The sequence below is a fragment of the Pantoea sp. FN0302 genome (assembly GCF_050113775.1).
Lineage (GTDB): Bacteria > Pseudomonadota > Gammaproteobacteria > Enterobacterales > Enterobacteriaceae > Mixta > Mixta alhagi.
Genome location: NZ_JBNJSM010000001.1, coordinates 1,609,776 through 1,622,163 on the forward strand (window position 1 = coordinate 1,609,776; position 12,388 = coordinate 1,622,163).

Sequence of the window (12,388 nt, forward strand, 5' to 3'; positions counted from 1 at the left end):
AGATAAGCCGTGTTATACCATTAGCGACCTTACTATCACTCAGGTGATAACAGATGGAGAAAAACATGAGTCAGCTTTTTACGCCGCTGCAGTTGGGCAAATTATCGCTCAGCAATCGTATTATCATTGCGCCGATGTGTCAGTATTCGGCAGAACAGGGCAAAGCGACACCCTGGCATCGCATTCATCTGGGACATTTATCCCTCTCCGGCGCCGGACTGCTGATTATCGAAGCCACCGCCATTGAACCCGCCGGGCGCATTACGCCGCAGGATCTCGGCCTCTGGAATGATGAAACGGAGCAGGCGTTGGCGGAAACCATCAATGATGTAAAACGCTATGCAACCATGCCGCTGGGGATCCAGCTGGGCCACGCCGGGCGCAAAGCCTCCTGCGACGTTCCCTGGCGCGGCGGCGGCTTTTTAACGCCGCAGCAGGGCGGCTGGCAAACCTCCGCCCCTTCAGCACTGCCCTACAGCGAAAAAGACGGCACCCCACTGGCGCTGACAAAAGCCCGCATCGACGAGATCAAACAGGCCTTTATCGACAGTGCCATTCGCGCCGATCGGCTGGGCTTTGAGCTGGTAGAAATCCATGCCGCGCATGGTTATCTGCTGCATCAGTTCCTTTCACCTTTATCCAACCAGCGTGACGATGAATATGGCGGTTCACTGGAAAATCGCATGCGCCTGGTGCTGGAAATTTTTGATGAGGTGCGCCGTGTCTTCCCGCGTGATAAGGCGGTTGGTGTGCGTATTTCCGCCTCTGACTGGGTAGAAGGCGGCTGGGATGAAGCGCAATCCATTGCGCTGAGCAAGGCGCTGGAAGCTGCCGGCTGTGACTATATTCATGTTTCCAGCGGCGGTCTGTCGCCCCAGCAGCAGATCAGCGTTGGCCCGAACTATCAGGTGCCTTTCGCCGCAGGAATTAAAGCAGCCCTGACCACCATGCCGGTGATTGCCGTAGGATTGATTACCGAACCGCAGCAGGCGGAAGCGGTGCTGGTCAACGGTGAAGCCGATGCTGTCGCCCTGGCCCGCGCCATGCTTTACGATCCACGCTGGCCGTGGCACGCCGCCGCCGAACTGGGCGAAAAAGTGCAGGCGCCGCCTCAATACTGGCGCTGCGAGCCGCACGAAGTGAAAGGGTTGTTTAATCTTTAAATGCTTTCCGGCAGCGCAGTGAATGCGCTGCCGGACATCCTGGTTTCAGCAATAAGTAAAAAAGTGGCACAATACACCCTTCAAATTGGACACTGCGGCGTTTTTTACCCGCCGCAACGAATAACTGGAAGAACATGACTCAGTTGCCTCAATTTTCACGCGATCTGCTTCATCCGCGTTACTGGTTCCTCTGGCTTGGTATTGGCCTGCTTTATTTGGTGGTGTTGTTGCCCTACCCGGTGCTTTACCATCTCGGTTGTGGTTTAGGTCGTCTTTCGATGCGCGTGATGAAACGACGCGCGGCGATCGCCCAACGTAACATTGAGCTCTGCTTTCCTCAAATGCCGCCCGCCGAGCGCGATGCGCTGCTGAAGCGCAATTTTGAGTCGGTCGGCATGGGTTTTCTGGAGACCGGCATCGCCTGGTTCTGGCCGGACTGGCGGGTGCGGAAATGGTTTACCGGTATCGGTGATGAGCATATTCAGCAGGCAAAGCGCGAGCAGAAAGGTATTCTGCTGATCGGGATGCATTTTCTTTCCCTGGAGCTGGGCGCACGCATGTTCGGCTTGCTGAACCCCGGCATCGGCGTTTATCGGCCGAATGACAACCCGCTGATCGACTGGCTGCAAACCTGGGGCCGGATGCGCTCAAACAAGAGCATGATCGATCGTAAAGATCTCAAAGGCATGATCCGTGCGCTGAAGGCGGGCGAGATCATCTGGTATGCGCCCGATCATGATTACGGCCCCAAAAGCAGCGTCTTTGTTCCCTTTTTCGCTGTGCCGGATGCCGCCTCGACTAAAGGCAGCTATATGCTGATCCGCACCGCGAAACCCGCCGTGATCCCTTTCCTGCCGCGTCGTCTGCCGCACGGTAAAGGTTATGAGCTGATCGTCTTGCCTGACGTGAAAGATGTGCCGACCGATAACGAGGAAGCCACCGCAAGGCGGATGAACCAGATCGTTGAGGAAGCGGTACTGATGGCCCCGGAGCAGTATATGTGGCTGCACCGTCGTTTTAAAACGCGTCCGCCTGGCAAAGAGAAACTTTACTAACCCCTTCTTTTCCCTTTCGTTCCGCTACGGAGCGAAAGGGTCTGATTTCCGCTCATCCAGACAGTTTTTTTAGCGCTGACGCTATGAGTGCTGAAACTTCGTCTATTCTTTCCTGAAACCATCCTTGAGGAGATTAGGAGAGACTAATGAGCATGTTTAGCACACTGGAAGAAGCTATCGATAGCGCCCGTGAAGAGTTCCTGGCGAATAACCCAGAGCTGGATGAAGATGAGGTTTCAGTAGGGCAATTCAATCTGCAAAAATATGTGATGCAGGATGGCGAAATCATGTGGCAGGCGGAGTTTCTCGCTGATGAAAGCGATGACGGCGAGTTGCTGCCTCTCCGCACCGGTGAAGCTGCGCAGGCTATTTTCGAGGGTGACTTCGATGAGGTGGAGCTGCGCCAGGAATGGATGCCGGAAAACACGCTGCACGAATGGGATGAAGGTGAATTCCAGCTGGAAGCGCCGCTGGATACCGAAGAAGGCGAAGCGGTAGCCCAGGAATGGGAAGACAGCGGCAGCAATAACGAATCAGACCGCTGGTAACCCTGTTTTTATTCATAGGGCCCGTGCTGCGCATCGACCGGTAACAGCAGCGTATCCAGCAGGGCCGACAGCGGCACGTCGAGAATGGTGAGAAAACGCCACGGCGTGTCGCGCACGTCCCACTGTACGCCAGGATAATATTGATTGCCGTGCCCCTGTCCGGGTACGGTGCGGCTGATAATGCTGCCGCAGCCGGTTAACAGCAACACCAGCGTCAGCAATGCTGCGCTACGTAATCCTTTTTTCAATCCTTTACCTCTCTTTGAGTCGGCCTGATATTGGCTGTCCGGCGTTTGTCCGCCCTCTGTTTAAAAATAGCCTACTGCCAGCCGGGAATAAAAAAGCGGCCCGAAGGCCGCTCTTGCAATATGCTCATCACACTATGGCTGCGCTGGCCCGCAAAACAGGCCAGGCATCCCGCTTATTTCGCAGGCGTTAGCGCCAGCGGATTCAGCTGCAGCGTACGGTAGTAGTCCTGCCACTCATGGTACTTTTCTGCATCCTGCCACAGACGATAATGCAGGCGCGCCAGCGTTACCGGATCGCTAATCAGCGCCAGGCGCTCATCGCGGCTCAGCTTCGACGGCGCATCGCTTAAGGCATGCTCTACCCGACGGTCGCGCGCATAGTCCAGCAGATCGCTTTTCAGGTGACGCGAGGTCGCCAGCGCGGTCGCCAGCGCGTTAAACGACGGATGAAACAGCGCATGCATAAAGCCCTGCTTCAGCGCACGTTCGCGGTTCAGCTGCAGATAGGTATCGGTATCTACCAGCTCTTTCGGCGGCGCATACTCTTCCGGGATCAGGAACAGCTTCGCGCGGCGGGTCGCCAGTCCATTGCTGGTGCGGCTGGAAATTACCGACACAAACGGCGACAGGATCAGCGAGAACACAATCGGCGACAGCCACCAGAGGAAGTTCAGATCCAGCCAGCCCATGCCCACCGCCCAGACGATACCCAGCAGCATCTGTGAACCATGACGACGGAACGCTTCGCTCCAGGGCGTAGCATCATCGTCACGCTGCGGTGAGTTCCACACCACTTCCCAACCCAGGAAGGCGCTGACCACAAATACCGTATGGAACAGCATACGCACCGGCGCCAGCAACACCGAGAACAGCATTTCCAGCAGCATTGAGGCCAGCAGACGCAGCGCGCCGCCATAGCCTTTCGCGCCTTTAAACCAGATCAGCACTACGCTCAGCAGCTTCGGCAGGAACAGCAGCACCAGCGTGGTAGAGAACAGCGCAATAGCCAGCTCCGGACGCCACTGCGGCCACACCGGGAAGAGCTGGCGCGGTTGCAGGAAGTACTGCGGCTCCATCAGCGTATGCACCACCTGCAAGGCAGTAGAGAGCGCGAGGAACAGGAACCACAGCGGCGCGGAAAGATAAGACATCACGCCGGTCAGGAACACCGCGCGGTGCACCGGGTGCATGCCTTTAACCAGGAACAGCCTGAAGTTCATCAGGTTGCCGTGACACCAGCGACGGTCACGCTTCAGCTCATCCAGCAGGTTAGGCGGCAGCTCTTCATACGAGCCAGGCAGATCGTAGGCAATCCACACGCCCCAGCCGGCGCGACGCATTAGCGCAGCCTCGACAAAGTCATGGGAGAGAATCGACCCGGCAAACGAGCCTTCGCCCGGCAGCGGTGCCAGCGCACAGTGCTCGATAAAGGGCTTCACGCGGATAATGGCGTTATGCCCCCAATAGTGCGACTCGCCCAGCTGCCAGAAGTGCAGTCCGGCGGTAAACAGCGGCCCGTAAACGCGCGTGGCAAACTGCTGGCAACGCGCATAGAGCGTATCCATCCCGGATGCCTTTGGTGAAGACTGGATGATACCGGCATTCGGGTTCGCTTCCATCATGCGTACCAGGCCGGTCAGACATTCACCGCTCATTACGCTATCCGCATCCAGCACCACCATATAGCTGTACTGGCTGCCCCAGCGGCGGCAGAAGTCATCGATGTTGCCGCTTTTACGCTTCACGCGGCGGCGGCGGCGGCGATAAAAGATCTTCCCTGCCCCGCCCACGTCACGAACCAGCTCCATCCAGGCTTTCTGTTCCGCCACGGCGATATCCGCATCATAGCTGTCGCTAAGAATATAGACATCAAAATGCTGACTCTCTCCGCTGCGCACGACCGATTCCCAGGTGGCGCGCAAACCGGCAAAGACGCGTTCCACGTCTTCGTTACAGATTGGCATAATCAACGCGGTGCGATGAGTGGGATCGATCGGCTCATTACCGGTAAGCGTATACGAGATACTGTACTTATCGCGGCCAATCAGCAGCTGCAGAAAGCCCATCAGCGCCGTCCAGAAACCGGCGGAGACCCAACAGAACAGAATGGCGAACAGGAACAGAATCCCGGTCTGCAACACATAAGGCAGCAGTTGCAGCAGCGATTGCTGCCAGTTCTGGTTGAGCATATCCATTGGGTCGATCAGCGCCCAGCCCTGGTAAGGCAGAATGGTCTTCATATACCAGGTGGCGATCACCGTCTGGAAAATCGTCAGGATCAACAGAATATAACGACGAATGGAGCCGACGTGACGCCATTTGTCTTCCTGACGCTGTTCTTCCGCCGAGGCGTAGCGCGGGGTGGATTTGCGTCCGCGCAGCGAATCCCAGGCGCGCGCCAGCGGGTTAGTCCGCCAGGCTTCCGGGAACATCAGCGAACGCTTTACCGGCGGCATCGCCTTCAGCGTGGTACGTCCGAGATAATCCTCGCTGAACTGTTTGCCCTCATCCAGCGAGTCCGGCCAGCTCATTTCAATACGTGACTTTACCGAGCTCAGCGGCGCGTCGTCGGCTCGCGCTTCGGCCGGGCCATTCTGGCCCAGCTGCTGATGCAGTGTGCTGTAAACCTCACCGCCCGCCTCCGGGGCGGGCAGATTTGTCGCCAGCGCCGCTTTGCCGTCTGGCGACAGCGGCAGCGCGTCGATATAGTCAGCGGGAGTTAGGATTGATTTATTCATTGGCAGGCAACTGATAGCTCCATGTTTCCGTCAGCGTTTTATCACCGTTAACCAGTGCGGCACGCATTTCGGTCGGCTGCTTATTGTCTTTAACGCGAATGCGCAGCATTAAACGCCAGCCTTTGTTCACCGGGTTATAGCGCACGCTCTGTTCAACAATCTCACCGTTATTGCCGATGCTAACCTGAGGCGTAACCGGCGTGTTATCCGGCATCGCACTCATATCCTGACCGACAAAGTCCACCACAAAAGCGAGGGTGCCGTCTGGCTGGCGCACCAGGTTTGACTGTTTTACATCGCCGGTAGAACGCAGCGTGTTTTTCACCCATGCGGTATCTGGCGAATGCAGCTGGTCTTCATCACGGGTAAAATGCAAACGATATTTAAAGTTCATTTCCTTGCCCGGCTCCGGCAGATTCTCCGGCGTCCAGAAGGCAACGATATTATCGTTGGTTTCATCCGCTGTTGGGATCTCAACCAGCTCTACGCGACCTTTACCCCAGTCGCCCTGCGGCTCGATCCAGCCGCTTGGGCGCAGATCGTAACGATCGTCGAGATCCTGATACTGATTGAACTCGCGTCCGCGTTGTAGCAGGCCAAAACCTTTCGGGCTTTCCACGGTAAAAGTGCTTACCGCCAGATGTTTCGGATTGTTCAGCGGACGCCAGATCCATTCGCCGTTACCGGCATGAATTGACAGACCGTTGGAATCATGCAGAGAAGGACGATAGTTGACTATCGGAGAAGGCTGATTCGGACCATAGAGGAACATGCTGGTCAGCGGCGCAACGCCCAGCTTGCCCACTTTGTCGCGCAGATAGACTTTTGACTGCACATCCACATTGGTGTCTTTACCTGGACGCAGTACAAAGCGGTAAGCACCGGTAGCACGCGGAGAATCCAGCAGCGCATAGATTACCAGCTGTTTATCCTGCGGTTTCGGACGTTCAATCCAGAATTCGCGAAAACGTGGGAACTCTTCACCAGAAGGCAGCGCGGTATCGATCGCCAGCCCACGCGACGAGAGGCCATAAACCTGGCCGCCGCCAATCACGCGGAAATAGCTGGCACCGAGGAAACTGGTGATTTCGTCATCTTTATCTTTGGCGTTTAACGGATAAAGCACTTTAAAACCCGCAAAACCCAGGTTCTTAATGGTTTCCGGATCGTGCTGAACATTGCCAAAATTAAAATATTCCGGGCTGTATTTGATTTCCCGTACCGTGTTGGCGGTGACTTCATGCAGTTTTACCGGGGTATCGAAATACATGCCCTGATGATAAAACTCCAGCTTGAATGGCGTTTTCAGTTTATGCCAATAGGCTTTATCGTGATTAAACTGAATCTGTTGATAGTCAGCATATTTCATGTCACGAAACTGAGAGGGCAAATTGCTCTTCGGCGCTTCAAAACTTTTTCCCGCTAACGACTTTGCCTCTTTGGCGACATCATCAATGCTAAAAGCCCAACCGGTGTTGGTATACAAGGCAAACAGAACTGCCGCACTGACCCAGCGCGTTTTTTTCAGTCCCGATTTATTTTTGTTAGTAATCAGCACATCCCCCCCTTTCGTGTGCTTAAATCAATCCCATCCATATTAATGGATTATTCGGTTTTCCGACAGTATACCCGCCGTTTTGTTCCTGTATTCTCTGCTCTCAGGGCTTTTCTCTGCGTTGATCGTCTGTTACAGAATCGGCTGATATTATATGGATTCCCGTTCCGGTAAAGTAAAGCGCTTACTTTTGTCACGTTCAGGGCGAGCCGGTATATAAAACGTACTAAAACTGGATAACTATGCGTACTAAATCTCATCAGCGTGAATATTTTTTTGATTCTATTCGCGCCTGGCTGATGCTTCTTGGCGTTCCTTTTCATGTTTCACTTATTTATTCCAGCCACCAGTGGTCTGTTAACAGCGCGGAACCGTCGCTGTGGTTAACCGTGTTCAATGACTTTATTCATGCTTTCCGCATGCAGGTGTTTTTCGTCATATCTGGTTACTTTTCTTTTATGCTCTGGTTGCGTTATGCCCCGCGCGAATGGTGGAAAGTGCGCGTGGAACGCGTTGGCATTCCGATGCTCAGCGCCATTCCGCTAATTACCCTGCCCCAGTTTTTTATACTAAAAGAGTGGACGGGTAAGATCACCGGCTGGCCGCAGTTTTCCGCGTATGAAAAATATAACACCCTGGTCTGGGAGCTCACCTCCCACCTGTGGTTTCTGCTGGTGCTGGTTATTTTCACCTCGCTGGGGCTGGTGCTGTTTCGCCGCCTGCATGCGGCGGAGCAAAACCAGACCACCGCGCCCGGCTGGCTGATACTTACTCTGGCCGTGCTGTTTTACAGCCTGTGCTGGGGCGCTTTTCGCCGTCTGATTTTTATCTTTCAGCCTGCGCTGCTGACCGATGGGCTTTTCAACTTTGCCGTTATGCAAACCCTGTTTTATCTGCCTTTCTTCTGGCTTGGCGCGCTGGCCTGGCGCAATCCGGCGCTGAAGGCGCGCTTTGTGCGCTTTAATCCGTGGACGCTGATCGGCTCGGCGCTGGCATTCTTCGCCTATATGGCCAACCAGCGCTACAGCAGCGGCGAAGGCTGGATGTATGAAATCGATGCGGTGGTGTCAATGCTAATGGGTCTGTGGATGGTCAACGTAGTATTTTCCTTTGGGCATCGCTTCCTGAATGCCCATTCGGCGCGCATTACCTGGCTGGTAAATGCTTCTCTGTTTATTTATCTGGTGCATCATCCGCTGACGCTACTGTACGGCATCTTTATTACGCCGCATATTCATAATAATGCGCTGGGTTTTATTGCTGGCCTGTTGTTTGTCTTCGGCATCGCCTTTGTGCTGTATGAAATTCATCTGCGCATTCCGCTGCTGCGCTTCCTGTTTTCCGGGCGAAAAGCCCGCCCCTGAGTTACAGACGGGCATGGATGCCCGCTATAGCAACCACTCTACCGGCAGACGCCAGACCAGGCGCACCAGCAGGCGCTGGTAAAAACGGGTTTTCGGCTCATGCTTATGCACGATTTCCTCCGGTTCACCTTCATATTCCACCCAGTTAACTCGTCCCCATTTATCCAGCCGCAGCGTCCAGGCGCGCTCGCGCATCTCCTCGACAAATCGCTGATGAATATTGCTGGCCAGCGTTTCGCTCTCGATCAGCAGCCCCATTTCGGTATTCAGCACTGCCGAACGCGGATCGAAGTTAAAGGAGCCGATAAACACCTTCTGGTTATCGACGCTGAAGGTTTTGGCATGCAGGCTGGAACCGGAGTTGCCGGTAAGTCCGCGATCGTGCGGCTTCTCTTCGCTATCGGCCTGCGGCTTTAGTTCATACAGTTTAACACCATGACGCAGCAGCTTTTTACGCCATTTGGCGTAGCCGGCATGCACCACCGATACATCGTTAGCCGCCAGCGAGTTGGTGAGGATAGCGATTTTAACGCCGCTGCGCACCAGCGCCAGCAGCTGCGCGACGCCCGCGCGCGTCGGAACAAAATAGGCGGAAATAATATCGAACTGGTGTTGCGGGCGACCAATGATTTCGATCATCCGCTGCGGCAGCAGCGTGGCGCGCCGCGCTTTGCCCAGCCCTTTACGCGGGTCGTCGCTCAACAGACGCGCCGGTGCCCAGGTCATCTTTAATTCGCCGCTGTCCAGCTGCGACATATAGCCGCATGACTGCAGGCGCTGCATATAGCGCTGCACCTGTTCGCTGTCACGCCAGGCCTCTGGGAGCGTCACCTCCGCGCGGGAATCGTCCGGCGCCTCATCCACCACTGCGGAAAAAGCGGTCACCGCCTTGCTTTGCCAGTAGCGTTCAAAGTCAGCCGCCACCTCTTCCACCACTGGCCCGATCGCCATAACATCAAGATCGGAAAACAGCGGCTGTTTGCCTGCGCCAAAGTATTCATCACCAATATTACGCCCGCCGACAATGGTAACCATGTCATCAACGGTCAGGCTTTTGTTGTGCATGCGTCGGTTCAGGCGGGCAAAGTCGCTGAGATAACCCAGCGCCCGCAGAGTGCGAAACGAGAACGGATTAAACAAGCGGATCTCGATATTGGGATGACGATTCAATTCGCTCAGCGTTTTGTCCAGTCCCATGGTGTTGTTGTCATCCAGCAGCAAACGGACCTGGACGCCCCGGTCAGCGGCCTCCAGCAGCGCGCTGAACAGCAGCCGCCCGGACATATCGTTTTGCCAGATATAGTACTGAATATCGATGCGTTCTTCCGCCATCGATAACAGCTGATAACGGGCGGCGAAGGCATCCAGTCCGTCGCTCAATGAATGGATACCGCTGTGCTGTGGATGTTGAACGGTACGGGGTTTAACTGCCCTGGCGAGGCGGGTACGGCTGTCTGCAGGCGTCACGTTATCCTGCGGGTAAAGCGCTTCAGCCATTATTTTTCCTTTTTTCTAAACCTGATTGTTATTATTCACCGGCCGCAGCTCCACCGTCATCGACCTGTTCTGAATGCTGGCGATAAAGACGATAACTTTCTTCGTCAAAACAGACCACCCAGACCTGCTGAGGATAGTCGTGCTGCTGCAAAAACTGGCTAATTGTTCGCAAGGCGATCGCCGCCGCCGCCGCTTTCGGGTAGCCATAAATGCCGGTGCTGATGGCGGGAAAGGCGATGGTAGCGAAGCGATGCTCTGCAGCCAGCTGCAAACTATTATTATAGGCGCTGGCCAGCAGCTCCGCTTCGCCCTGGCCACCACCACGCCAGACCGGGCCCACGGTATGAATCACTGCACGCGCCGGTAAGTTGCCGGCTCCGGTCAGCACCGCCTCTCCGGTCGGGCAGCCGCCCCGACTCGCTGCCAGCTGGCGACACTCGGCCAACAACGCCGGTCCCGCTGCGCGATGAATTGCGCCGTCAACCCCGCCGCCGCCCAGTAAGCTGCTGTTTGCAGCGTTAACAATCACGTCTACCTGCTGACGCGTAATATCGCCCTGAATAATACGTAGCCGGCTATGCATGTTTTCTCCTCGCAATATCAATGGTGAAAATCGGGTCGGGGATGCCATTTAGTCTAGACTTAGCGAAACGTTCCGCGCCTGCCTTTTTTACAGGAGAAGAACCGCATGCGAGTTACCTCATCAACCGTGCCATCGCAGCGCCACCAGCCGTCTCTGTTCCACAGCTTTTTTCAGGGCAGCTTCCCCTGCTCAACCGCCTGCCGCAGAGAGGGTAAACGTCTGGATATGATTATCAGCAGCGGCCACGATATGCTGATCCATAAAGATTATGCCGCGCTGGTGGAGCACCGTTTGCTGACCGCACGCGACGGCGCACGCTGGTACCTGATCGAAAAAACGCCTGGCGAATATGACTGGTCCTCTTTTCTGCCGATGGTGCATGCCGCCAACCAGCACGGAATTCAGGTGATCTGGGAAGTGGCGCACTTTGGTTATCCGGATCATCTCGATATCTGGTCATCCGGCTTTGTTGATGCCTTCGCCCGTTTTGCCCGCGCCATGGCGGAAGTGATGCGCAACGAGGGTATTGAGCAACCCTTTTTCACCCCGATCAATCAGATCTCCTTTTGGTCGTGGGCGGGCGCGGAAGTGGCCTGGCTTAACCCCTACGCCAGCGGACGCGGCCCGGCCCTGAAGAAACAGCTGGTGCGCGCCAGCCTGGCGGCGATCGCCGCGATACGCGAGATCTATCCGCAGGCGCGCTTTGTTCTGACGGATCCGCTGGTGCATGTTGCACCCGTTGACCACAGCGCGGCGGCGCGTGAAGAGGCGCAGCGTCAGCACCTTTCACAGTTTGACGCCTGGGATATGCTATGCGGCAAGCAATGCCCGGAGCTGGGCGGCAGCCCGGAGACGCTGGATATTATCGGTCTGAACTACTATCCCGATAATCAGTGGTTCAGTAACGGTTCGCCTTTAAACGCAACGCACGCCGCCTGGCGTCCGCTGCATCTGCTGCTTGAGGAGGTCTGGCAACGTTATCAGCGCCCAATGCTGTTAGCGGAAACCGGTGCGGAAGGCGAAGCACGGGCCAACTGGCTGAACATTGTTGCTGATGAAGTGGAACTGGCGCTGGAACAGGGAGTGGCCGTGGAAGGCATTTCCCTCTATCCGATAGTGGAGTATCCGGCCTGGGCAGACGACCGTCGCTCGCCCGGCCCGCTGTTTGGCCTGCCCGATCCCAATGGCAGCCGCACGCTCTATGAGCCGCTGGCGCTGGCGTTACGCAGCCAGCAAATCAAATTACAAAATCGTGCAAAAGGTTAAGGCGTCGGGGAAGCTTCGGCGGGCTGAGCGGCGGGTTCTGCAGGCGGCATGGTGCAGGTCTGCACTTCAAACGCGTCGGATGAGGGACGACGAATGTCGGTCAGCCAGGTCGTGGTAAAGATAACCACGATGCCGATCAGACTGGCAGCGAGTAAACCAATTAACGCGATAAGTTTATCGTCACGGTTCTCCATCACTGATCTCCTTATTTAACCATCGGATCTTTTGCAGTGTGCAATTATGACATCCATAGGGTCACAATGAGAACAAAGAATATCAGAGTAAAAGAGGTTAATAACAGGACTACAATGGCAAATTGCGCATCGTCGAGTTGCGGCAGTTCATCTCTTTCTGGAGGCTCAGGCGGCAAA

Annotated in this window: 11 protein-coding genes; 5 read left to right on the forward strand and 6 right to left on the reverse strand. The window is 55.6% G+C overall.

Features of this window, described 5'->3' with window-relative positions:
- Window positions 1-65 precede the first annotated feature (65 nt).
- The 3 genes from ACQE32_RS07545 (at window position 66) to ACQE32_RS07555 (ending at window position 2,766) form a co-directional block, all read left to right on the forward strand.
- Complete coding sequence (locus ACQE32_RS07545; protein WP_427021581.1) at window positions 66-1,163, forward strand: NADH:flavin oxidoreductase/NADH oxidase; 1,098 nt, start codon at window positions 66-68, stop codon at window positions 1,161-1,163.
- A 134-nt stretch (window positions 1,164-1,297) separates the two neighbouring features.
- Window positions 1,298-2,218, forward strand: coding sequence for a Kdo(2)-lipid IV(A) acyltransferase (locus tag ACQE32_RS07550; protein ID WP_426974314.1), 921 nt, complete (start codon window positions 1,298-1,300; stop codon window positions 2,216-2,218).
- A gap of 146 nt (window positions 2,219-2,364) precedes the next feature.
- A complete protein-coding gene (locus ACQE32_RS07555) occupies window positions 2,365-2,766 on the forward strand; it encodes a MysB family protein (protein WP_085072142.1) in 402 nt (133 codons plus the stop codon).
- Between the two features lie 8 nt (window positions 2,767-2,774).
- On the opposite strand, the gene ACQE32_RS07560 is transcribed toward ACQE32_RS07555, so the two are convergent.
- The 3 genes from ACQE32_RS07560 to mdoG all read right to left on the reverse strand — a co-directional run bounded on the left by ACQE32_RS07560 (window position 2,775) and on the right by mdoG (window position 7,280).
- Complete coding sequence (locus tag ACQE32_RS07560) at window positions 2,775-3,014, reverse strand: YceK/YidQ family lipoprotein (protein ID WP_085072143.1); 240 nt, start codon at window positions 3,012-3,014, stop codon at window positions 2,775-2,777.
- Between the two features lie 173 nt (window positions 3,015-3,187).
- On the reverse strand, window positions 3,188-5,752 hold the full coding sequence (mdoH, locus tag ACQE32_RS07565) for a glucans biosynthesis glucosyltransferase MdoH (protein ID WP_426974313.1): 2,565 nt from the start codon (window positions 5,750-5,752) through the stop codon (window positions 3,188-3,190).
- Complete coding sequence (mdoG, locus tag ACQE32_RS07570; protein ID WP_426981192.1) at window positions 5,745-7,280, reverse strand: glucans biosynthesis protein MdoG; 1,536 nt, start codon at window positions 7,278-7,280, stop codon at window positions 5,745-5,747. The genes mdoH and mdoG overlap by 8 nt, the downstream gene beginning before the upstream one ends.
- Before the next feature lie 269 nt (window positions 7,281-7,549).
- On the opposite strand from mdoG, the gene mdoC reads away from it, so the two are divergent.
- Window positions 7,550-8,671, forward strand: a complete 1,122-nt coding sequence (gene mdoC, locus ACQE32_RS07575; RefSeq protein WP_427021582.1) for a glucans biosynthesis protein MdoC — start codon at window positions 7,550-7,552, stop codon at window positions 8,669-8,671.
- 24 nt (window positions 8,672-8,695) lie between these two features.
- Here mdoC and ACQE32_RS07580 read toward each other — a convergent pair whose 3' ends face one another.
- Both ACQE32_RS07580 and ACQE32_RS07585 read right to left on the reverse strand, forming a co-directional pair.
- On the reverse strand, window positions 8,696-10,168 hold the full coding sequence (locus ACQE32_RS07580) for a phospholipase D-like domain-containing protein (protein ID WP_427021583.1): 1,473 nt from the start codon (window positions 10,166-10,168) through the stop codon (window positions 8,696-8,698).
- Window positions 10,169-10,199: 31 nt separating this feature from the next.
- Window positions 10,200-10,751 carry an O-acetyl-ADP-ribose deacetylase gene (locus tag ACQE32_RS07585; protein WP_426974310.1) on the reverse strand — a complete coding sequence of 184 codons (552 nt, stop codon included), beginning with the start codon at window positions 10,749-10,751 and terminating at the stop codon, window positions 10,200-10,202.
- A gap of 105 nt (window positions 10,752-10,856) precedes the next feature.
- On the opposite strand from ACQE32_RS07585, the gene ACQE32_RS07590 reads away from it, so the two are divergent.
- Window positions 10,857-12,017 carry a beta-glucosidase gene (locus ACQE32_RS07590; protein ID WP_426974309.1) on the forward strand — a complete coding sequence of 387 codons (1,161 nt, stop codon included), beginning with the start codon at window positions 10,857-10,859 and terminating at the stop codon, window positions 12,015-12,017.
- Here the strand turns inward: ACQE32_RS07590 and ACQE32_RS07595 are convergent.
- Entirely contained in the window at window positions 12,014-12,211 is a 198-nt protein-coding gene (locus tag ACQE32_RS07595; protein WP_426974308.1) for a hypothetical protein, read from the reverse strand. The genes ACQE32_RS07590 and ACQE32_RS07595 overlap by 4 nt on opposite strands.
- Window positions 12,212-12,388: the final 177 nt, after the last annotated feature.

Bases quoted from the DNA above. Each gene is read 5' to 3' on its own strand.
- ACQE32_RS07545 (WP_427021581.1), top strand. From the start codon at position 66: ATGAGTCAGCTTTTTACGCCGCTGCAGTTGGGCAAATTATCGCTCAGC.
- ACQE32_RS07550 (WP_426974314.1), top strand. From the start codon at position 1,298: ATGACTCAGTTGCCTCAATTTTCACGCGATCTGCTTCATCCGCGTTAC.
- ACQE32_RS07555 (WP_085072142.1), top strand. From the start codon at position 2,365: ATGAGCATGTTTAGCACACTGGAAGAAGCTATCGATAGCGCCCGTGAA.
- mdoH (WP_426974313.1), bottom strand. From the start codon at position 5,752: ATGAATAAATCAATCCTAACTCCCGCTGACTATATCGACGCGCTGCCG.
- mdoC (WP_427021582.1), top strand. From the start codon at position 7,550: ATGCGTACTAAATCTCATCAGCGTGAATATTTTTTTGATTCTATTCGC.
- ACQE32_RS07580 (WP_427021583.1), bottom strand. From the start codon at position 10,168: ATGGCTGAAGCGCTTTACCCGCAGGATAACGTGACGCCTGCAGACAGC.
- ACQE32_RS07585 (WP_426974310.1), bottom strand. From the start codon at position 10,751: ATGCATAGCCGGCTACGTATTATTCAGGGCGATATTACGCGTCAGCAG.
- ACQE32_RS07590 (WP_426974309.1), top strand. From the start codon at position 10,857: ATGCGAGTTACCTCATCAACCGTGCCATCGCAGCGCCACCAGCCGTCT.
- ACQE32_RS07595 (WP_426974308.1), bottom strand. From the start codon at position 12,211: ATGGAGAACCGTGACGATAAACTTATCGCGTTAATTGGTTTACTCGCT.